General features: G+C 71.4%; 14 protein-coding genes and 1 pseudogene. 7 read left to right on the top strand and 8 right to left on the bottom strand.

From position 1 onward, the window contains the following. Nucleotides 1–16: 16 nt before the first annotated feature. The 7 genes from ACZ5NW_RS25365 to ACZ5NW_RS25335 all read right to left on the bottom strand — a co-directional run bounded on the left by ACZ5NW_RS25365 (nucleotide 17) and on the right by ACZ5NW_RS25335 (nucleotide 9772). Complete coding sequence (locus ACZ5NW_RS25365) at nucleotides 17–1588, bottom strand: APC family permease (protein WP_468746214.1); 1572 nt, start codon at nucleotides 1586–1588, stop codon at nucleotides 17–19. A gap of 85 nt (nucleotides 1589–1673) precedes the next feature. Further along, nucleotides 1674–3140 carry an aldehyde dehydrogenase family protein gene (locus tag ACZ5NW_RS25360; protein WP_468746213.1) on the bottom strand — a complete coding sequence of 489 codons (1467 nt, stop codon included), beginning with the start codon at nucleotides 3138–3140 and terminating at the stop codon, nucleotides 1674–1676. 92 nt (nucleotides 3141–3232) lie between these two features. Next, the gene (locus ACZ5NW_RS25355; RefSeq protein ID WP_468746212.1) at nucleotides 3233–4399 is read right to left on the bottom strand and encodes an aromatic ring-hydroxylating oxygenase subunit alpha; all 1167 of its coding nucleotides are present in this window, start codon (nucleotides 4397–4399) and stop codon (nucleotides 3233–3235) included. 116 nt (nucleotides 4400–4515) lie between these two features. Then, entirely contained in the window at nucleotides 4516–6969 is a 2454-nt protein-coding gene (locus ACZ5NW_RS25350; RefSeq protein WP_468746211.1) for a GcvT family protein, read from the bottom strand. A gap of 32 nt (nucleotides 6970–7001) precedes the next feature. Next, nucleotides 7002–7622 (bottom strand): MBL fold metallo-hydrolase, encoded by a 621-nt coding sequence (locus ACZ5NW_RS25345; protein ID WP_468746210.1) that lies wholly within the window; start codon nucleotides 7620–7622, stop codon nucleotides 7002–7004. Beyond that, nucleotides 7619–8704, bottom strand: coding sequence for an S-(hydroxymethyl)mycothiol dehydrogenase (locus tag ACZ5NW_RS25340; RefSeq protein ID WP_468746209.1), 1086 nt, complete (start codon nucleotides 8702–8704; stop codon nucleotides 7619–7621). Before ACZ5NW_RS25340 ends, ACZ5NW_RS25345 begins: the two co-directional genes overlap by 4 nt. A 237-nt stretch (nucleotides 8705–8941) precedes the next feature. After that, complete coding sequence (locus ACZ5NW_RS25335) at nucleotides 8942–9772, bottom strand: IclR family transcriptional regulator (protein WP_468746208.1); 831 nt, start codon at nucleotides 9770–9772, stop codon at nucleotides 8942–8944. Between the two features lie 286 nt (nucleotides 9773–10058). Here ACZ5NW_RS25335 and ACZ5NW_RS25330 point away from each other — a divergent pair, with 286 nt between their 5' ends. Both ACZ5NW_RS25330 and ACZ5NW_RS25325 read left to right on the top strand, forming a co-directional pair. Then, nucleotides 10059–10382 (top strand): bifunctional 3-phenylpropionate/cinnamic acid dioxygenase ferredoxin subunit, encoded by a 324-nt coding sequence (locus ACZ5NW_RS25330; protein ID WP_468746207.1) that lies wholly within the window; start codon nucleotides 10059–10061, stop codon nucleotides 10380–10382. 226 nt (nucleotides 10383–10608) lie between these two features. Further along, complete coding sequence (locus tag ACZ5NW_RS25325; RefSeq protein ID WP_468746206.1) at nucleotides 10609–11895, top strand: FAD-dependent oxidoreductase; 1287 nt, start codon at nucleotides 10609–10611, stop codon at nucleotides 11893–11895. 139 nt (nucleotides 11896–12034) lie between these two features. On the opposite strand, the gene ACZ5NW_RS25320 is transcribed toward ACZ5NW_RS25325, so the two are convergent. Next, nucleotides 12035–12661 (bottom strand): hypothetical protein, encoded by a 627-nt coding sequence (locus ACZ5NW_RS25320; RefSeq protein ID WP_468746205.1) that lies wholly within the window; start codon nucleotides 12659–12661, stop codon nucleotides 12035–12037. A 416-nt stretch (nucleotides 12662–13077) separates the two neighbouring features. Here ACZ5NW_RS25320 and ACZ5NW_RS25315 point away from each other — a divergent pair, with 416 nt between their 5' ends. From ACZ5NW_RS25315 to ACZ5NW_RS25295, 5 genes and pseudogenes are all read left to right on the top strand, one after another. After that, the gene (locus ACZ5NW_RS25315) at nucleotides 13078–15981 is read left to right on the top strand and encodes a nitrate- and nitrite sensing domain-containing protein (protein ID WP_468746204.1); all 2904 of its coding nucleotides are present in this window, start codon (nucleotides 13078–13080) and stop codon (nucleotides 15979–15981) included. Further along, nucleotides 15978–16412: a roadblock/LC7 domain-containing protein gene (locus ACZ5NW_RS25310; RefSeq protein WP_468746203.1), complete on the top strand. Its 435-nt coding sequence runs from the start codon at nucleotides 15978–15980 to the stop codon at nucleotides 16410–16412. Before ACZ5NW_RS25315 ends, ACZ5NW_RS25310 begins: the two co-directional genes overlap by 4 nt. Nucleotides 16413–16421: 9 nt before the next feature. Further along, nucleotides 16422–16817, top strand: a complete 396-nt coding sequence (locus ACZ5NW_RS25305; protein WP_468746202.1) for a DUF742 domain-containing protein — start codon at nucleotides 16422–16424, stop codon at nucleotides 16815–16817. 24 nt (nucleotides 16818–16841) lie between these two features. Then, a pseudogene (locus ACZ5NW_RS25300) lies at nucleotides 16842–20455 on the top strand (hydantoinase B/oxoprolinase family protein). Then, a complete protein-coding gene (locus tag ACZ5NW_RS25295) occupies nucleotides 20436–21041 on the top strand; it encodes a GTP-binding protein (RefSeq protein WP_468746201.1) in 606 nt (201 codons plus the stop codon). The pseudogene ACZ5NW_RS25300 and the gene ACZ5NW_RS25295 overlap by 20 nt, the downstream one beginning before the upstream one ends. Nucleotides 21042–21065: the final 24 nt, after the last annotated feature.

The following is a 21065-nucleotide window of genomic DNA, read 5'->3' as shown; positions in this document are numbered from 1 at the left end:
GGGGTGTTGACCTCCTTCAGTCGGCCGCCGGGGCGGCGAGGGGTGCGGTCGGGGCGGAAGGGGTCTGAAGCCGGTGCTCGGCGAGGACGCCGGTGCGGTGGCGCTGGACGAACCAGTAGTAGGCGTAGCCGCCGCCCGCGATGACCGCGACGAACAGCACGGCACCCCACTTCAGGTACCAGTGGAAGGGCGCGGCCGCGTTGTAGACCGACGCGCGGGGCCAGATGAGGTTGACGGTCATCGCCGCGCCCCACAGGACCGCGACGACGTTGACCAGCAGTCCCCAGCGGCCGAGGGAGAACTTGCCGTCGCCCGCGGGCTGCCACCTCCCACGCAGCCGGGCGACCAGCATCGGCACGGTGACGCCCAGATAGGCGAGGTAGATCATGATGATGCCGATGCTGGTGACGACCGTGAAGATCTGCGGCTGGCGGATGTTGACCACGAGGATGGCCAGCGCCAGCACACCGATGATCACGGCCGGCACGACCGGCGTCTGGAAACGCGGACTGACCCGGGCCATCAGCGAGGAAGCGGGCAGGTTGTTGTCCCGGGCCATCGCGAACGCCAGCCGGATCGCCGCCGTGTGCACCGCGAGCGCGCACACCGTGACCGCGATGAGGACGCACCACAGCATCGCCTTGCCGGCCGTCGGACCGAGCACGTCGAGCACGATGTACTGCAGGCCGTCCGTGGACAGCTTGTCGCCCTTGAGGCTGGAGACGCTCATCAGGGCGAGCAGCAGGACCAGTCCGCCCAGCACGAACGACGCCACGATCGCGCGGATGATCGCGCGCGGGGCGTTGCGGGACGGGTCCAGCGACTCCTCGCCGAGCGAGGCCGCGGTGTCGAAGCCGTACATGACGTACGCCGACGCCAGCGACGCCACCAGGAAGGCGCCGAGGTATCCGGTCCCGTAGCCGGTTCCCGTCCCGTTGGTCTCCATGACCACCTGCGGGCCACGTGTGATGTGAACGGCGAACAGGACGATCAATACGACCGTGGCGATCAACTCGATGAACACGCCGGCTGTATTGATCGTGGCCATCAGCTTGACGCCGAAAGCATTGATCACCGTGGTGAAGACGATCAACACCGTCGCGAGGACGACCGCGTTGGTCGCCACGTCGTACTTGCCGGTGCCGTCGCCGACGAACTGGAAGAACGACGAGATCTGCGGCAGCGTCAACTGGTAGGCCAGGGCCACGGCCGAGATGGACACGATCGAGGCGATCAACATCATCCATCCGGCGAGCCAGCCCAGGTGCGGATTGCCGATCTTCTTCGACCAGTTGTAGACCGAGCCCGCGACCGGGTAGCGGGCCGCGAGTTCGGCGAAGCACAGGGCGACCATGAACTGGCCGACGAACACCATCGGCCACGACCACCAGTAGGCGGGGCCGCCGCTGCCGTAGCCGAAGTAGAACAGCTGGAAGGTGCCGGTCAGGATCGAGATGTAGCTGATCCCGGCGGCGAAGGTGTGGAAGTTGCCGAGGGTGCGCTTGAGTTCGGGCTTGTAGCCGAACTCGGCGAGCTCGGCGTCGTCGTGGTGGTGGTGTGGTTCTGGGGATTGCTCGGTGGTGGTCATGAGCGGACTCCTCGTGGGCCTGGGGGAGGGAGGGGAGGGAGCGGCTCGGTGCGGGTGCCGGGTCTGGAGGGGGTGGTGCCGCGGGTCAGGCGAACCAGCCCTGCGGGGAGGGGGCCGTGTTGCGCCAGATGTGCTTCGTCTCGCGGTACTCGGCGAGTCCCGCGGGCCCGAGTTCACGGCCGAAGCCGGACTGCTTGAAGCCGCCCCACTCGGCCTGCGGGACGTAGGGGTGGTAGTCGTTGATCCAGACCGTGCCCAGCCGCAGCCGGCCGGCGACGCGAGCGGCCTTGGCCTCGTCGCTCGTCCAGACGGCGCCGGCGAGGCCGTAGATCGTGTCGTTGGCGAGCCGGACCGCCTCGTCCTCGGTGCGGAAGCGCTCGACGGTGAGCACGGGTCCGAAGGACTCCTCCCGCACCACCGACATGTCACCGGTGCACTCGTCCAGGACCGTGGGCGGGTAGTAGAACCCCTCGTCGAGGCCCGCTCCGGAAGGCCGCGCGCCGCCGCAGCGCAGCACCGCGCCCTCCGCCACGCCCCGCGCGACGTACGCCTCGACCTTGTCGCGGTGGGCGGCGGAGATCAGCGGGCCGGTCTGCGCGCGCTCGTCGAACGGCCCGCCCAGGCGGATGCCGGACGCCCGCCGCACGACCTCGGCCACGAACCGGTCGTGCAGCCCGTCCTCGACCAGCAGCCGCGCCCCCGCCGAGCACACCTGGCCGGAGTGCAGGAACACAGCGGTCAGCGCCATGTCGACGGCGGTGTCGAAGTCGGCGTCCGCGAAGACGATGTTGGGGTTCTTGCCGCCGAGTTCGAGGGCGACCTTCTTCACCGTCCCGGCGGCGGCCGCCATCAGCCGCCGTCCGGTCTCCAGGCCGCCGGTGAAGGACACCAGGTCGACGTCCGGGTGGTCGCCGAGCGGGGCACCCGCCTCGGGGCCCGCGCCGAGCACCAGATTGCCTGCGCCCGGGGGCAGTCCGGCCTCCTCCAGCAGCCGCATCAGATGGATCGCGGTGTGCGGGGTCAGCTCACTCGGCTTCAGCACGAAGGTGTTGCCGGCCGCGAGGGCGGGCGCGACCTTCCAAGCGGTCTGCAGCAGTGGGTAGTTCCATGGCGTGATCAATGCGCAGACCCCGACCGGTTCATGGATGACGCGACTGTCAACGTGGTCCATGCCCGTATCAATGACTCGACCGGCCTCGGTGGCGATCAACCGTCCGAAGTATCGGAAGCAGTTGACGACGTCGTCCACGTCGTAGGCGCTCTCCACCAGCCGCTTGCCGGTGTCCAGCGACTCCGCGCGGGCCAGCGCGTCCTTGTCGCGCACGAGGAGGTCGGCGACCCGCAGCAGCAGGTCACCGCGGTCGGCGGGGGAGGTCCGCGGCCAGGGGCCCTCGTCGAAGGCCCGGCGGGCCGCGGCGATCGCCTCCACCGTGTCCTTGCCGCCCGCCTCGTCGACGACCCCGACCGGTGAGCCGTCGGCGGGGCAGCGGATCTCACGGGTGCGCTCGTCGAGCGCTGATCGCCACGCTCCGCCGATGAAGAGCTCGGGCATGTTGGTCGTTCCTCCTGGTCAGGGCCGGATCGCGGGCTGCGCCGCGGGTGGGCGTCTAACCGGCCGCCCTCGATCCATGCCGAATGTGACGGTCAACACGCGGGGCCGGCCGGATGGCCGAGCCGCTCCGTGACCCACGCGTGGAAGATCGCGATGTGATGCTCGTTGGGTACCAGGACACCGCCTGCGCGGTACGCGCGCGAGGACATCGCGGGCTGTGTGCGCTCGCACGCCTCGAAGTCCTGGACGTTGACCCGGTGGAACAGCTCCACCGACTTCGACACGTCCGCTCCCGACGCCACCACCTCGGGCGCGTACAGCCAGTCGCACTCCACCACCGTGCGGTCCTCGGCCAGCGGGAACATGCGGTGCAGGATGACGTGGTCGGGCACGAGGTTGATGAACACCGTCGGCTTGACGGTAATGGCGTAGTAGCGCCGGTCCTGTTCCTCGGCGACGTCGGGGAGCCGGGCGAAGCCCTCGCTGCCGTCGACCGTGAACCCGCGGATGTCCTCGCCGAACTCGGCTCCGTGTCCGACGTAGTACTGGGCCGCGTAGCCGTCCGCGAACTCCGGTAGCACGTCGGTGAGTTCGGGGTGGATCGTCGCGCAGTGGTAGCACTCCATGAAGTTCTCGACGATCAGCTTCCAGTTGGCCTTCACGTCGTAGGTGATCCGTCGGCCCAGGGCCAGCCCCTCGGTGCCGTAGTGCTCGATCGCGGCCGCGTCCCCGAGGCGCTCCACGGCGGCGTGCAGCACCGTGTCCTCGAACGAGGGCGGTTCGGCGGCCAGACACACCCAGGCGTAGCCGAGCCATTCGCGCAGGGCCACATTGATCAACCCGTACTCGACACGGTCGACGTCCGGCATCTTGATCAAGTTGGGTGCCGCGATCAATCTGCCGTCAAGGTCGTACGTCCATGCGTGGTACGGGCATTGCAGACTGCGCCGTACCTCGCCCGACTCCTCGGTGCACAGGCGCGCCCCGCGATGCCGGCACACATTGAGGAAGGCGCGCAGCTCACCGGTGCGGCCGCGGGTGATGAGGACGTTCTCGCCGCCGACCTGCACGGTGCGGAAGGCACCCGGCTTGTCGAGGTCGGCGCTGCGCACCGCGCAGAACCACAGCGACTCGAAGACGCGCTCCTGTTCCTGCCGGAAGATCTCCGGGTCGGTGTAGTAGTGCCCGGGGAGGGTGGCGATCAGGCTGGGGGAACCGGGGAGGTGGGCGGCGGAGCTCTGGGTCGTCGTCACGGGCATGCTCCTCAGGCGGTCGCGGCGGCGAGGCGGTCGGGGGGCGAGAGGGCCGAGCGGGGGGCGCGGTCGGGTGAGCGGGGGCGCGGTCGGGTCGAGCGGCTCGGGCGGCTCGGGCGGTTTCAGCGGCGGATGCGGGTCATCTTCGGGTCGAACAGCGGCTCTTCCGCGACCGTCGCGGGGACCTTCTCGCCGAAGTAGGCGATGTCGACGCCGTCCCCCGCCTTGAGACGCGCGGGCAGCCAGGCGTACGCGATGCAGCGGCCCAGCGTGTAGCCGTACGACGCGCTGGTCACGTAACCGGCCGGGACACCGTCGACGTGCACGGGCTCCTTGCCGAGGACCACGGCGCCGGGATCGTCGAGCAGCAGGGGCGTGAGCCTGCGCGCGGGGGGCGTGTCGCGGGAGGCGAGCGCCGCCCGGCCCACGAACTCCTTGTCCCGGCGCACCGCGAACCCGAGGCCCGCCTCGAACGGGTCGTGCTCGTCGGTCATGTCGACGCCCCAGGCCCGGTATCCCTTCTCCAGGCGCAGGGAGTTGAAGGCGGACCGGCCCGCGGCGACCACGCCGTGCTCCTGCCCGGCCTCCCACAGCGTGTCCCACAGGCGCAGGCCCAGGTCGGCGGTCGTGTACAGCTCCCAGCCGAGCTCACCGACGTACGACAGGCGCATGGCCGTCACCGGGACGTGCCCGACGTAGGTCTGTTTCGCCCGGAAGTAGCCGAAGCCCTCGTGGGAGAAGTCGTCGTGGGTCAGCGGCTGCACCAGGGCGCGGGCCAGCGGGCCCCAGACGCCGATGCAGCACGTGCCGGAGGTGATGTCCCTGACCTGGACGTCGGCCGGGGCGTGACGCAGCAGCCAGTCCAGGTCGGCGGGGGAGTTGGCGCCGATCTGGAAGCGGTCGGGGGCGAGCCGCGCCACCGTCAGGTCGGAGCGGATGCCACCGGTCTCGTCGAGGAGGAGGGTGTAGGTGACCGCGCCGGGCCTCTTGCGGAGGTTGTTGGTGGTCATGCGGTCGAGGAAGTCGAGGGCGCCGGGGCCGCTGACGTCGAGGCGGCGCAGCGGGGTCATGTCGTACAGGGCGACCCTCTCGCGGGTGGCCCGGGCCTCGGCGGCGGCGATGGGGGACCAGTAGCGGGCCGACCAGGCGTCGCGCTCGGGGAGCCGGAGCCCTTCCGCGAGCGGGGCGTTCGCCTCGTACCAGTGCGGGCGCTCCCAGCCGCCGCCCTCCAGGAAGACCGCGCCGAGCTGCTGCTGGCGGGCGTGGAAAGGGCTGACGCGCAGCGGACGCGGCTGCTCCATCGGCTGGAGCGGATGCAGGACGTCGTACACCTCGACGAACTGCCGCGCACCGCGCTCGCGGACGTACGACGGTGAGCGCTGGGCGTCCTCGAAACGGGTGAGGTCGCACTCGTGCAGATCGAGGGCCGGGCGCCCGTCCACCATCCACTCCGCGACCGCCTTGGCCACACCGGCCGAGTGGGTGACCCAGACGGCCTCGGCCAGCCAGAATCCGCGCAGCTCGCGCGATTCGCCGAGGACCGGCATCCCGTCGGGGGTGAAGGAGAACACGCCGTTGAAACCGGTGTCGATCTCCGTCTCGCGCAACGCGGGGATGAGCCGGCGGCAGTCCTCCCAGCTGGGCGCCCAGTCCTCCGCGGTGAAAGGGTGCGAGGAGGGCATGTCCCTGCCCCGGGCGCGCGCCTCGTCGTAGGCGAGGACCGCGAACGGGTCGACGGGCAGCGGCCGGTGCGCGTAGGAGCCGATGCCGATGCGGTCGGTGTGCTCGCGGAAGTACAGGTCCCGGTCCTGGAAGCGGAGGATGGGCCGCGAGGCCTCGGCCGTGGCGCCGCTCAGCTCGGGCAGCGGCTTCGTCCTGGCGTACTGGTGGGCCAGCGGTTGCAGCGGAACGTCGACTCCGGCCATGCGGCCGATGACCGGGCCCCAGAATCCGGCGGCGGAGACGACGTGGTCGGCCGGGAACGATCCGCGGTCGGTGACGACGCCGGTGACCCGGCCGTCGACGCGTTCGATGCCGGTGACGGTGTGGCGGTCGAGGAAGCGGGCGCCCCGCGCGGTGGCGCGTTCCATCTGGGCGCGGGCCGCGAGCAGCGCGCGGGCCAGGCCGTCGTCGGGTGTTTGGAAGCCGCCGAGGACCGTCGACGCGTCGATCAGCGGCCAGAGCTCCTTGCAGCGTGCGGCGTCGACGACCTCGCCGCGGATGCCCCAGGAGGCCGCGTAACCGGCCCTGCGGTGCAGATCGGCGAGGCGTTCCGCAGTGGTGGCCAGCTCCAGTCCGCCGACCTGTTGGAAGCAGGGAACTCCGTCGACCTCCAGGGAGTTGAACTTTTCGACGGTGTATTTCGCGAACTCCGCGAGGGTCTTGGAGGGGCTGGTCTGGAAGACCAGCCCGGGCGCGTGCGAGGTGGATCCGCCGGGTGCGGGCAGTGGTCCCTGTTCGAGGACGGTGACATCGGTCCAGCCACGGGCGGTCAGCTCGTCGGCGAGCGAGCAGCCGACGATGCCGGCGCCGATGACGACCACGCGGGGGGACGGGGGTGCGGGGGTGCTGGACATGCCCCTCCTTGCCGGGGTGGAGGTGAGCGGGCTCAGGAACGGGGTACGTGCGGCCGCTCGGCGGCGATGGTGGTGTCCGGGCCGTGCCCGGTGTGGACGACCGTGGCACCGGGGAGGGTGAGCAGCCGGTCGCGCAGGGACGTCTCGATGGCGGGGCGGTCGGAGTAGGAGCGCCCGGTGGCGCCCGGGCCGCCGTGGAAGAGGGTGTCGCCGGTGAACACGGCGTTCAGGGAGGGGGCGTAGAGCGAGCAACTGCCCCAGGTGTGGCCGGGATTGTGGATCACATACAGATCGGTCCCGGCGACGGTGACGATCTGGCCGTCGGTCAGCTCGCCGTCCGGCTTGCGGGCCGGGTGCGTGAGCGACCAGAGGTCCAGGTCGTCGGGATGGAGGAGGACGGGCGCCCCGGTCAGGAGGGACAGCTCGGGCGCGGCGGAGACGTGGTCGTCGTGCGCGTGCGTGCAGACGATGGCGCCGACCCGGCGTCCCGCGGCCGCCCGGTGGATCGTACGGGCGTCGTGCGCGGGGTCGATGACCAGGACGTCCTCGTCGTCGCCCACCAGCCAGACGTTGTTGTCGACGTCGAAGGTCTCGCCGTCGAGGCTGAAGGTGCCGGAGGTGACCACGCGCTCGATCCGGCTCCGTCCGCTCACAGGACCACCACCGAGCGCAGCACCTCACCCCGGTCCATCTTGGCGAACGCCTCCTCCACCTGACCCAGGGCGATGGTCTCGGAGACGAACGCGTTGAGGTCGAGCAGCCCGTACAGGTACTGGTCGATCAGGTAGGGGAAGTCCCGGCTCGGCAGACAGTCCCCGTACCAGGACGACTTGATGGCGCCGCCGCGCGAGAACACGTCGATGAGGGGCAGTTCCACCTTCATCTCGGGGGACGGGACGCCGACCTGGACCAGCGTGCCCGCGTGGTCGCGCATGTAGAAGGCCTGGGTGAAGGTCTCCGGCCGTCCCACGGCGTCGATCGCGATGTCGACGCCGAAACCACCGGTGAGTTCCCGTACCGCCTCGACCGGGTCGGTGCCCCGCGAGTTGACCGTGTGCGTGGCGCCGAACTTCTCGGCCTGGTCGAGCTTGCGGTCGTCGACGTCGATCGCGATGACCTTCATCGCGCCGTTGAGACAGGCGCCCGCGATGGCCGCGTTGCCGACACCTCCGCAGCCGATGACGGCGACCGAGTCACCACGGCCCACACGGCCCGTGTTGACCGCCGCGCCGTATCCGGCCATCACACCGCAGCCGATCAGACCCGCGGCCTCCGGGCGCGCCGCCGGGTCGATCCTCACCGCCTGACCGGCCGCGACCAGCGTCTTCTCGGCGAACGCGCCGATGCCCAGGGCGTTGCTCAGCGGTGTGCCGTCGAGCAGGGTCATCGGCTGGGCGGCGTTACGGGAGTCGAAGCAGTACCAGGGCCGACCCCGGCGACAGGAGCGACAGGTGCCACAGGGCGCGCGCCAGGCGAGCACCACATAGTCGCCGGGGCGCAGATCCGTGACGCCCGGGCCGACCGCCTCGATCGTGCCGGCCGCCTCATGGCCCAGCAGGAACGGGAAGTCATCGGTGATCGCGCCCTCCCGGTAGTGCAGATCCGTGTGGCAGACCCCGCAGGCCTGCACGGCCACGAGAACCTCGCCGGGCCCTGGATCCGGGACCACGATCGTCCGCACCTCGACGGGTGCGCCCTTCTCGACAGCGACTACGGCACGGACCTCATGCGGCACGACATGCTCCTCTGCTGTTGCGCATTGAGCGATGGGTTGCGCGATGGGGAACATACTGAGAACGGCGCCAAGGGCCCGTCAAGAGGTGCGAGTTAACCCTTGGCAAAAGGGCGCGGCCGCCCGAAACCCGCCCGACACACAGGGGCGCGGGACCAGGAACTTCCCGGTCCCGCGCCACTGTTCCGCGCCTGTGCTCCCCCTGAGCGGGGCGTCTACGACGGCCGGCCCCGGCCTCCGTCAGAAGCCGTAGCCCATACGGCGGGACAGCTCGGCGCCCGCCGCCACGGTCCGCTTCGCCAACTCCGGCAACCGGTCCGCGTTCAGCCGGTACACCGGCCCCGAGACACTGATCGAGGCGATCACCTTGCCGTCATGGGCCCGGACCGGCGCGGCCACCGCCGCGAGGCCCAGCTCCAGCTCCTCGATCGTGACGCCGTAGCCCTGTTCGATCACGGCCTCCAGCTCGGAGCGCAGCATCGACGCGCCGGTGATCGTGCGGTCCGTGAACCGGGGCAGCGGGCGCGCCAGCAGGCCCTCGCGCAGCGTCGGCGGCATGTGCGCGAGCAGCACCTTGCCGCTGGATGTGGCGTGCAGCGGGGTGCGGCGGCCCAGCCAGTTCTGCGCCGTGACGGAGGCGGTGCCGCGGGCCTGCATGATGTTGACCGCCGCGTCGTCGTCCAGCACCGCGATGTTGACCGTCTCGCCCAGCTCGTCGGCCAGCTCCCGGCAGACCGGCACACCCTCCTGGGAGATGTCCAGGCGTACCGCCGCCGCCCCGGCCAGGCGCAGCACGCCGGCGCCCAGGTAGTACTTGCCGCGATCCTTGGCCTGCGCCACCAGGCCGCGGTTCTCCAGGACGCCCAGCAGCCGGAACGCGGTCGACTTGTGCACGTCCAGCTCGTCAGCGATCTCGGTGACGCCCGCCTCGCCGTGGCGTGCGAGGATCTCCAGCACGCTCACGGCCCGGTCCACCGACTGCACGGCGCTGGCCGCGCCCCTGCCGCCCCGCTTCTCCTGAGCGCCGTCGGTGTCCTCGCCGGTGCCGGACTGCTTCTGCGTGCGGGCCATGGCTCAACTCTCACCACCTGACGGCCCTGTTTGGGCCGCATCTGCGGGAAACCCTTGACGCGACGGTCACCCCGCCCGGATTCTGTTGCGCATAGCGCCCTCTGGTGCGCCATGCGAAACATCATGGTACCGAACTGTCCGATCCCCGGAAGGGGGCGAGCGGCCCGGACCGGCCCGAACGGCTTCGAGTACCCGGATCGACGACGCTCCACCATCCCTGAGAACTCCCAGATCCACCTGGACCGCAAGGCCCGGGGCCGCTGTCCCGGGACCGAGAGGGGGGCCCGTGATTCCCGTCTGCCGCCTCGACGACCTCCCCGAGGGTGAGTCCGTCCGCGTCGACACCACCCCGCCCGTCGCCGTCTTCCGCACCGAGGACGGCGAGCTGTACGCCATCGACGACACCTGCACCCACCAGGATGCCTCGCTCTCCGAGGGCTGGCTGGAGGGCTGCCTGGTCGAATGCCCGCTGCACGCCGCCTCCTTCGACCTGCGCACTGGCGAACCCACCTGCCTCCCGGCCCGCCGCCCCGTCCGCACCCACCGCGTCACCGTCGACGACGGCGTCATCCACGTCCACCTGGCGGCGGAGGAGGGGACGGCGGCGTGAAGGGCGTGAAGGGTGTGGAGACGGGGGACGCCGGTGGGCTGCGGGAGGGTGCTGGTGGGCCGCGAGAGGACGCCTGTGGGCTGCGGTTCGGGGGCGGGCCGCGCGGGTGGGGCGTTCCGGCTATTGCTGGCTTGGGTGGCATGCGCCACGGTGCCGCCGTGAGCGGTCGGGCCCCCTCGCACCGCCGATCCGATACGCACCACCCCGCCGGGAGGAGGCTCCCCGTATGAGGACCGTGACCATCGTCGGCGCCTCCCTCTCCGGCCTGTACGCCGCACGTGAGCTCCGCGCCCAGGGCTACGACGGACGCCTCGTGATCATCGGCGACGAGCCCCACGCACCCTACGACCGACCTCCCCTCTCCAAGGACTTCCTCACCGGCCGCACCGACGACGCACAGCTCGCTCTCACCGACGCCGAGGAGATGAACGGCCTGGACGCCGAATGGCACCTCGGCACCCGCGCCCGAGGCCTCGACCCCCGCGGCCGCACCGTCCTCCTCGACGACGGCCGGACCGTCTCCACCGACGGCGTCGTCATCGCCACCGGCGCCTCCGCCCGCCGCCTGCCGGGCGGCAGCCTCCCCGGGGTCCACACCCTGCGCACCCTCGACGACGCCCTCGCCCTGCGCGCGGACCTCACCCAGGGCCCCCGCCGGGTGGTCGTCATCGGCGGCGGCTTCATCGGAGCCGAGACCGCCTCTTCCTGCGCCGCTCTCGGCCACGCCGTGACCGTCGTCGAGGCCGCCGCGCTGCCGCTCGTGCCCCAGCTCGGCCCCGAGATGGCCGCCGTGTGCGCCGCACTGCACCGCCGAGGCGGAACGGAACTGGTCACCGGCACCGGCGTGGCCGGACTGCTCGGCACGGCCGCCGTCAGCGGCGTCTCGCTCACCGACGGCCGTATCCTCCCGGCCGATGTCGTCATCGTCGGCATCGGTGCCACCCCCAACACCGCCTGGCTAGCGGGTTCGACCCTCGCCCTGCACGACGGCGTCCTGTGCGACGACGGCTGTGTCACGTCCCTGCCCCAGGTGGTCGCCGTCGGCGATGTGGCCCGCGTGGGGGGAAGTCGCGCCGAGCACTGGACCTCCGCGACCGAACAGCCCCGTGTAGCCGTGGCCAACCTGCTCGCCGGCCGCACCACCGCCATCGTGCGTTCAGTGCCGTACTTCTGGTCGGACCAGTACGGCGCCCGCATCCAGTTCGCCGGCCGCCGCAGGGAGGGCGACATCGTCCACATCACGGAGGGCGTAGCGACCGATGGGTTACCGGGGGAGAGCGACGGGGCGCTCGGCGTGGGCGGGTCACCGGCCGACGGCGGCCAGTCCTCGGCCAAGGGCGGCGGGTCACCCGCCCCCGGCGGCGAGTCACCGGCCGACGGCGGTTTCCTCGCCCGCTACGAACGAGACGGCCGAACCACCGCGGTCCTCGCCATCGACCGCCCCCGCCCCTTCATGCGGGCACGCCGCGAACTCGCCCGAGAGGAAGGGAAGGTGGGGTCCGGGATCGCCTGACCGGGGAGAGGGAGCGGAGGCGGCGCGGTGCCGGAAGCCGACGCTGAGGGGGGCGGGGCACGCGGGGGAGCGAGTGGGTGGACGCCCAATCGGGCCCTGCGTCTCCCCGACGCCATCCCCGTCACCTCCGGCGCCTGCGTCACGGATGCGACAGCTGTCCCGCCCCACCCCGCCGCCGTATCCGCTCCTGCGCGCGCTCCGCGGACCGCTCCTGGCGTCGCGCACGGCGCCGCTCGCGCCGCAGGGCCCGGGCGGTGCTGCTCGGGGCCGAGACGACCCCGTACCGCTGGTTCCACACCTGGCGGGTGACCCAGACGTCGAGCACGCCCCAGGTCGCCACCACGGTGCTCACCACACTGCTGATCACCATGGGGAAGGCCAGCCAGGATCCGGCCATCGTGCACAGGAAGGCCACCATCGCCTGAAGCAGCGTCACGGCGATGACGAGCACCGCGCGCACGGCGGACCTCCGCACCGGATCCGGCATCCGCCGACGCCGTGCGGGCTCCTCGATCCACAGTGGTCGATAGGACGGCTGCTCCTGCCGGGCGCCGGCCCGCTCCGCCTGTCGATCGGTCAGATGTCCCTTCGGCCCCACTGGTCGGCCGCCCGTACCCGCGGGAACGCCGTGTTCATCCGCCGTCCCGCGATCGCGTGTCGTCCCGTGTGCCGGAATGTCGCGATCCGGCGCCTCGACGACCCGTGACGCCGCCTCGAACCCTGTCGCCGCGTCCTCGGGCGCCTCGCGCCGCTCCGCCGTGCCCATCAACGTGTCACTCCCCACCGCCAGCAGACCGCTCGCCCGGCTTGTGATCCGGCTCCCCAGTGGCTGCCCGGCTTGCGCTGTTTTACGCCGCCGGGGTGCGGCACGCGGCCCATGTGGCCGATTCCGCCCCCATTCCCAATGAGTAGGACGAACAAGACGCCACGAAGATTCCCAAGGGACGATAAATTCTGGCCAATTCGTCGCCGAAACGCCTCCCATGGGCTCCCGTCGACGCCGCCGGTGACAGGGAGGCAATCTCCCCCAATGCCCGGACAACTCCCCATCTCCCGGCCCGAGTGCGGAAGTTCTGCTTCCGGACGGCTCTTCGAGTTACCTCTGAGGCGGTAGTAGGCTCGCGGCGTTTGTTGACGCACATGTGTACCCCCAGTGACCGGGGGTCCGAGCTGGGGGAGGCCATGCGCTTTCGCGGGAAGTCGATCCGCCGGAAGATCGTGGCGCTGCTTCTCGTGCCGCTGGTGTCCCTGACCGCCATCTGGGGCTTCGCCACGGTCATCACGGGACGCGAGGCGAGCAGGCTGTTCAACGTGTCCTCCCTGACGGAGAAGGTCGGTTACCCGGTCGAGGACACCATTCGCGTCGTCCAGCAGGAACGCCGCCAGGCCCTGGTCTACCTCGCCGATCCCCGGGCCGCCGACGCGCTCGCCGCGCTGCGCCGCACCCGCGCCGCCACGGACAAGGCCGTCGCCGACCTTCGCTCGAACGCCAAGGACCCCGACCTCCGGGACCTCCTGGACCAGGACGACAGCGAGAGCCTGACCGCGCTCCTGGACGCCCTCGACGGTGTCGAGTCCCTGCGCGGCAGCGTCGAGGAGGGGACCGTCACCCGGGCCCAGGCCCTCGACCTCTACAACCGGCTCATCGACCCCGGCTATGAACTCCTCACCCGGCTCGACGCCGTCGACAGCGTGGAGCTGGACAAGCAGTACCGGGCCCTCGTCGACGTCGCCCGCGCCCGCGAACTGCTCTCCCGCGAGGACGCGTTGCTCGGCTCCGCCCTCGTCGTGGGCAGGCTCAGCCGCGACGAGATCCGTCAGGTCTCCGACCTGGAGGCCCAGCGGGAGGCCGTCTACACCATCAGCTCGCCCCGACTGCCCGACGCCGAGGGCGAGCGCTACGAACGCTTCTGGAAGAACGCCACCGTCGCCCCCCTGCACGCCGCCGAGAAGGCCGTCGCCGCCACCGAACCCGGCGGCATGCCCCGCGGCGTCTCCGCCCAGAGCTGGGACACCGCCGCCGGCAACACCCTCGAAGAGCTCGGCAATCTCGACGAGCAGGCGCACGACCGCTACCAGGATCGCGTCCGCCCGGTCGCCATCGAGGTCATCCTCAAGGCCGCCGTAGCCGGCGTCCTCGGTCTGATCGCGGTGTTGTTCTCCCTCTTCTTGTCGGTCCGCATCGGCCGTGGCCTCATCCGTGACCTGCGCCAGCTGCGGCTGGAGGCCCACGAGGCGTCCGGCGTCCGGCTGCCCAGCGTGATGCGCCGCCTCTCCGCCGGCGAACAGGTCGACGTGGAGACCGAGGTGCCGCGCCTTCAGTACGACAAGAACGAGATGGGTGAGGTCGGCCAGGCCCTCAACACCCTGCAACGCGCCGCCGTCGAAGCCGCCGTGAAACAGGCCGAGCTGCGCGCCGGCGTCTCCGAGGTCTTCGTCAACCTCGCCCGCCGCAGCCAGGTCCTCCTGCACAAGCAGCTCACGCTCCTCGACACCATGGAACGCCGCACCGAGGACACCGAGGAACTCGCCGACCTCTTCCGCCTCGACCACCTCACCACCCGCATGCGCCGGCACGCCGAGGGCCTGGTCATCCTCTCCGGCGCCGCCCCCTCCCGGCAGTGGCGCAAGCCCGTCCAGCTCATGGACGTCGTACGGGCGGCCGTGGCCGAGGTCGAGGACTACGAGCGCATCGAGGTGCGCCGTCTGCCGCGCGTCGCCATCACCGGCCCGGCCGTCGCCGACGTCACCCACCTCGTGGCCGAGCTTCTGGAGAACGCCACGGTGTTCTCCCCGCCGCACACCGCCGTCCAGGTCCTCGGCGAGCGGGTCGCCAACGGCTTCACCCTGGAGATCCATGACCGCGGCCTCGGCATGGCGCCCGAAGCCCTCCTGGACGCCAATCTCCGGCTCGCCGAAACGCCCGAGTTCGAGCTGTCCGACACCGACCGGCTCGGCCTCTTCGTGGTCAGCCGCCTCGCCCAGCGCCAGAACGTCCGGGTCTCCCTGCAGCCCTCGCCCTACGGCGGTACGACGGCCGTGGTGTTCATCCCCGACGCGCTGCTGACGGACGACGTGCCCGACACGAACGGCATCGGCTTCCGCCTCGACCGGCCCAGGCCGCCCAAGGAGAACGAGGCCGCCGACGGCCGCAGGGCCGCCCTCTCCCAGGTGCCCGTCCAGCTCCCCGGACTCCCCGGCCCTCTGCTGGACGGCCCCGTCGAACTCGAGGCGCCCGTCGACCTGGACGCGCTCAGCGACTTCCCGGACGCCCTGGACGACGACAGCGAGCGTGGCGGGCTCTTCCGCCCCCGCCACTCCCTCGTCCACCCGCCGGACGAACCCACCGGGGGACGCCCCGAGGAGCCGTTCCTCCGGCCCTCCGACGCGCGCGGCGCGGACGCGCCCTTCGCCGACGGCGAGCCCGGAGCGCCGGTGCCCTTGCCCCACCGGGCACCCAAGCTCGTCAGCTCGCACGGACGCCCCGTCGGCGACCAGCGCCTCCGCCGCGTCGAAGCCGGCGAGGAAACAGCCGCCCGCCGATCGAAGGACGGCTCCCCGGCCCCGCTGCCCACGCGCCGACGCGGTGCGACCCCGCAGATCCCGCGGGCCGGAGCCACGTCCGAGCCGTCCACCGAGGGCGCGCAGGGCCGACTCGGCCGTCCGTCCGACCGACCGGCGGAACCTCCGGCGCTCCCACGGCGCAGCCGGCAGACCACGACCCCATCCGACCACCTCGGCGACCTGGCCGACCGGCCCGGCATCGAGCCGCGGCGTGACTCCGGCGCACTGCCGAGCGGCCGGGACGGCAGGCCCGGGGGTGCCGCGCCTCATGAGCCCGGCTCCGCGCCAGGGGCCCTTCCCCGCCGTGTCCGGCAGGCGAACCTCGCCCCGCAGCTGAGACAGGCCGCCGCCCGGACCACCGAGGAGCGGCCCGACCCGGCCGACCGGGACGCCGACGAAGTCCGCAGCCGTATGGCCTCGCTCCAGCGCGGCTGGCAGCGCGGCCGCGCAGAGAACGCCGCGGGCGACGACGCCCACAGCGGCACAGCACCACAAGGAACGACTAAGGGGGACGGTCGATGACCGCACCAAAGGCGACCGGCCACACGACGACCGAAGGCCGCGAGCTGAACTGGCTCCTCGACGAACTCGTGGATCGCGTCGGCAGCATCCGCAAGGCCGTCGTCCTGTCCAGCGACGGACTGCCCACGGGTGCGTCCAGGGACCTCACCAGGGAGGACAGCGAGCACCTGGCCGCCGTCGCCTCCGGATTCCACAGCCTCGCCAAGGGCGTCGGCCGCCATTTCGACGCGGGCAGTGTCCGGCAGACCGTCGTCGAGCTGGACGAAGCCTTCCTGTTCGTGACGGCCGCCGGCGACGGCTCCTGCCTCGCCGTCCTCGCGGACGCCGACTCCGACGTCGGTCTCGTGGCGTACGAGATGACGCTGCTGGTCAAGCGTGTCGGCGTACATCTGGGCACCGCCGCGCGCACCGATCTGCCCTCGGGCGGGTAGTGGGATGGCATGAGCGCAGACGGTCAGGTGAGAAGTCACTGGTTCGACGACGAGGCGGGACCGGTCGTCCGTCCCTACGCCATGACGCGCGGTCGCACCAGTCACGCCGCCCAGCACCGCCTCGATCTGATCGCGGTGGTCGTCACCGAGCCCCACGCGGACGACCCCGACACCGACCCCTCGCTGTCCCCGGAGCACGTGGACATCGTGGGGCTGTGCCGGAACGCCCCCCAGTCGGTCGCCGAACTCGCCGCCGAACTCGACCTGCCGATCGGAGTGGTCCGGGTCCTCGTCGGAGATCTCGTGGACGCGGGATTCGTCCATGTGAACCGGCCCGTACCCCCTGCCGAACTGCCGGACGAGAGTATTCTGCGCGACGTGATCAACGGCCTCCGAGCGCTGTGAACAGCGCGGAAGCGGGGTGAGGACGTGACAGGCTGGCAGTTCTGGGTGGACCGGGGCGGCACCTTCACCGACATCGTCGCGCGCCGCCCCGACGGCCGGCTGCTCACCCACAAGCTGCTGTCGGAGAACCCCGCCCGCTACTCCGACGCGGCCGTCGCCGGCGTACGCGAACTGCTGGACGGCTCGGCGGAGCCCGTCGAGGCCGTCCGCATGGGCACGACCGTGGCGACCAACGCCCTCCTGGAGCGCAAGGGCGAACGCACCCTCCTCGTCGTCACCCGAGGTTTCCGGGACGCCCTGCGCATCGCCTACCAGAACCGCCCCCGCATCTTCGCCCGCGCCATCGAACTGCCCGAACTGCTCCACGAGCGGGTCCTGGAGGTCGACGAGCGCATCGCCGCCGACGGCACGGTCCTGCGCGCCCCCGATCTGGACGCGCTCGCCGGCCCCCTGCAGGATGCCTACGACGACGGCATCCGGGCCGTGGCCGTGGTCTGCCTGCACAGCCACCTCCACCCCGCCCACGAACAGGCCGTCGGAGCCCTGGCCGCCCGCATCGGCTTCCCGCAGATCTCGCTGTCCAGCGAGGTCAGCCCGCTCATGAAACTCGTCCCGCGCGGGGACACCGCCGTCGTCGACGCCTACCTCTCGCCCGTGCTGCGCCGCTACGTCCAGCACGTCGCCGACGAACTCCACGGCGTGCGCCTGATGTTCATGCAGTCCAATGGGGGACTCGCCGAGGCCGGGCAGTTCCGCGGCAAGGACGCCATCCTGTCGGGGCCCGCGGGCGGCATCGTCGGCATGGCCCGCATGTCCCAGCTCGCCGGCTTCGAGCGCGTCATCGGCTTCGACATGGGCGGCACGTCCACGGACGTCTCCCACTTCGCCGGCGAGTACGAGCGCGTCTTCACCACCCAGATCGCCGGAGTGCGCCTGCGCGCGCCCATGCTGGACATCCACACCGTCGCGGCCGGCGGCGGCTCGGTCCTGCACTTCGACGGCACGCGCTACCGCGTGGGGCCGGACTCGGCCGGCGCGGACCCGGGGCCCGCCTGCTACCGCGGCGGCGGACCGCTCGCCGTCACCGACGCCAACGTCATGCTCGGACGCATCCAACCCGCCCATTTCCCGGCCGTGTTCGGGCCGGAGGGCGACCAGCCCCTCGATGACGCGCTCGTGCACCGACGCTTCACCGACCTCGCGCGCGAGATCAGCGACCGCACCGGCGACGACCGCACCCCCGAACAGGTCGCCGAGGGCTACCTGCAGATCGCCGTCGCCAACATCGCCAACGCAGTGAAGCGGATCTCCGTGCAGAAGGGCCACGACGTCACCCGCTACGCGCTCACCACCTTCGGGGGCGCGGGCGGACAGCACGCGTGCATGGTCGCCGACTCGCTCGGCATCCGCACCGTCCTGGTGCCGCCCATGGCCGGTGTCCTGTCCGCGCTCGGCATCGGCCTCGCCGACACCACCGCCATGCGCGAGCAGTCCGTCGAGGCGCCCCTGGAACCGGCCGCCATGCCCGGCGTCCGCAAGACGGCCGACGACCTGGAGGCGGCGGCCCGCGACGAACTCCTCGCCGAGGGCGTCCCCGAGGAGCACCTCCGCGTCACCCGCCGCGCCCAGCTGCGCTACGACGGCACCGACACCACCCTGACCGTCGAACTCACCGAGCCCGACGCGATGCACCACGCCTTCGCAGAACGTCATCGCGCCACGTACTCCTTCACCCTCGACCGTCCGGTCGTCGTCGAAGCCCTCTCCGTGGAAGCCACCGGCATCACCACACCCCCCGATCTGTCCGCCCTCGCCCCGTACGAAGGCCGCTCCGCCGAACCCGGGACCGTCCGCCTGCACACCGGCGGCACCTGGCGCGACGTACCCCTGCACCGCCGGGAGGCCCTTCCTCCCGGCGAATCCGTCACCGGCCCCGCGATCATCACCGAGACCAGTGCGACGACCGTCGTCGACGACGGCTGGCGGGCCACGGCGACCGACGACGGGCATCTGGTCATGGAACGCGTCGCGATTACGCAGAGTTCCGATCTCGACACACAAGCCGACCCGGTTCTCCTTGAGGTCTTCAACAACCTCTTCATGTCCATCGCCGAACAGATGGGCGCCCGCCTGGAGTCCACGGCCCAGTCCGTCAACATCAAGGAACGCCTGGACTTCTCCTGCGCGCTCTTCGACCCGGACGGAAACCTGGTGGCCAACGCCCCGCACATCCCCGTCCACCTCGGTTCGATGGGCACCAGCGTCAAGGAGGTCATCCGTCGCCAGGACCGGATGCGCCCCGGCGACACATACGCCGTCAACGACCCCTACCACGGCGGCACACACCTGCCCGATGTCACCGTGATCACGCCGGTCTTCGCCACGGACGGTGAGCGGATCCTCTTCTACGTCGCCTCGCGCGGCCACCACGCGGAGATCGGCGGCATCGCTCCCGGCTCCATGCCGGCGAACAGCCGCACCATCGAGGAGGAGGGCATCCTCTTCGACAACTGGCTGCTCGCCGAGAACGGCCGCTTCCGCGAGGAGGCCACGCTCCGCCTGCTCACCGAAGCCCCCTACCCGTCCCGCAACCCCAGGACCAACCTGGCCGACCTGCGCGCCCAGATCGCGGCCAACCAGAAGGGCGTCGACGAAGTCGGCCGGATGATCGAACACTTCGGGCTCGACGTCGTCCAGGCCTATATGCGGCACGTCCAGGACAACGCCGAGGAGGCCGTACGCCGGGTCATCGACGCCCTCGACGACGGCGAGTACTCCTACGAGACCGACGCGGGCGCCGTCATCCGCGTACGCGTGCGCGTGGACCGCGAGAACCGGTCCGCCAGGGTCGACTTCACGGGCACGTCACCCCAGCTGGACACCAACTTCAACGCCCCCTTCGCGGTCGTCAACGCGGCCGTCCTGTACGTCTTCCGGACCCTGGTCGCCGAGGACATCCCGCTCAACGACGGCTGTCTGCGCCCCCTGAACATCGTCGTGCCACCCGGCTCCCTGCTCGCACCGCACCCGCCCGCCGCGGTCGTCGCCGGCAACGTCGAGACCTCCCAGGCGATCACCGGTGCGCTCTACGCGGCCCTCGGCGTACAGGCGGAGGGCTCCGGCACCATGAACAACGTCACCTTCGGCAACTCCCGCCACCAGTACTACGAGACCGTCGCCTCGGGATCCGGTGCCGGTGACGGCTTCCCCGGCGCGAGTGTCGTACAGACCCACATGACCAACTCCCGCCTCACCGACCCCGAGGTCCTGGAGTGGCGCCTGCCGGTCCGCCTGGAGGAGTTCTCGATCCGGCGGGGCAGCGGCGGCGCCGGACGGTGGAACGGTGGGGACGGCGCGGTCCGCCGCATCCGCTTCCTCGAACCCATGACCGTCTCGACCCTGTCCCAGCACCGCAGGGTCCCGCCGTACGGCATGGCGGGCGGCGAGGCCGGCGCACTGGGCGCCAACCGTGTGGAACGCGCCGACGGCACGGTCGTGGAACTGGCCGGCAGCGATGCCGTCGACGTCGGCCCCGGCGACGTACTGGTGATCGAAACCCCCGGCGGCGGAGGCTACGGGCCCCCGCCCATCACCCCCATCGAGCAGGAGAAGTGATCGATGATCTTCGGGCGTTCTGAGCGTGGCAAGCCGCCGGTCGAGCCCGTCACGCTCAAGATCCTCGTGGCCGGCGGCTTCGGCGTGGGCAAGACGACCCTCGTCGGCGCCGTCAGCGAGATCCGGCCGCTGCGCACCGAGGAGTTCCTGACCGAGGCCGGCCGGCCGGTCGACGACACCACGGGCGTGGAGGGCAAGCACACCACCACCGTCGCCATGGACTTCGGGCGCATCACCCTGCGCGAAGACCTGGTGCTGTATCTGTTCGGCACCCCGGGCCAGGAGCGGTTCTGGTTCATGTGGGACGAGCTGTCCGAAGGCGCCCTCGGTGCCGTCGTCCTCGCCGACACCCGCCGCCTGGAGGACTGCTTCGCCGCCGTCGACTACTTCGAGCGCCGCTCCATACCCTTCATCGTCGGGGTCAACTGCTTCGAGGGATCGGCGCGCTATCCGGTTCAGGACGTGCGCCAGGCCCTCGATCTCGATGACGACGTGCCCGTGCTGCTGTGCGACGCCCGGGACCGTCAGTCGGTCAAGGACGTCCTCGTGGGCGTGGTCCAGCACGCCATGGAGTACGGCGCCGAACGCCGCCAGACCGTCACCACCTGAGGCCCGCCAGGCCGGGACACGGCC

Source organism: Streptomyces sp. NPDC032126, assembly GCF_055580085.1.
The sequence above is the reverse complement of the archived record's forward strand: the minus strand, read 5'-3'. Positions and strand labels throughout refer to the sequence as shown.

Excerpts from the sequence above, each read along its gene's own strand:
- ACZ5NW_RS25335 (WP_468746208.1), bottom strand. The coding sequence starts at position 9,772 with ATGGCCCGCACGCAGAAGCAGTCCGGCACCGGCGAGGACACCGACGGC.
- ACZ5NW_RS25315 (WP_468746204.1), top strand. The coding sequence starts at position 13,078 with ATGCGCTTTCGCGGGAAGTCGATCCGCCGGAAGATCGTGGCGCTGCTT.
- ACZ5NW_RS25350 (WP_468746211.1), bottom strand. The coding sequence starts at position 6,969 with ATGTCCAGCACCCCCGCACCCCCGTCCCCCCGCGTGGTCGTCATCGGC.
- ACZ5NW_RS25305 (WP_468746202.1), top strand. The coding sequence starts at position 16,422 with ATGAGCGCAGACGGTCAGGTGAGAAGTCACTGGTTCGACGACGAGGCG.
- ACZ5NW_RS25320 (WP_468746205.1), bottom strand. The coding sequence starts at position 12,661 with ATGGGCACGGCGGAGCGGCGCGAGGCGCCCGAGGACGCGGCGACAGGG.
- ACZ5NW_RS25360 (WP_468746213.1), bottom strand. The coding sequence starts at position 3,140 with ATGCCCGAGCTCTTCATCGGCGGAGCGTGGCGATCAGCGCTCGACGAG.
- ACZ5NW_RS25355 (WP_468746212.1), bottom strand. The coding sequence starts at position 4,399 with ATGCCCGTGACGACGACCCAGAGCTCCGCCGCCCACCTCCCCGGTTCC.
- ACZ5NW_RS25310 (WP_468746203.1), top strand. The coding sequence starts at position 15,978 with ATGACCGCACCAAAGGCGACCGGCCACACGACGACCGAAGGCCGCGAG.
- ACZ5NW_RS25365 (WP_468746214.1), bottom strand. The coding sequence starts at position 1,588 with ATGACCACCACCGAGCAATCCCCAGAACCACACCACCACCACGACGAC.
- ACZ5NW_RS25325 (WP_468746206.1), top strand. The coding sequence starts at position 10,609 with ATGAGGACCGTGACCATCGTCGGCGCCTCCCTCTCCGGCCTGTACGCC.
- ACZ5NW_RS25295 (WP_468746201.1), top strand. The coding sequence starts at position 20,436 with ATGATCTTCGGGCGTTCTGAGCGTGGCAAGCCGCCGGTCGAGCCCGTC.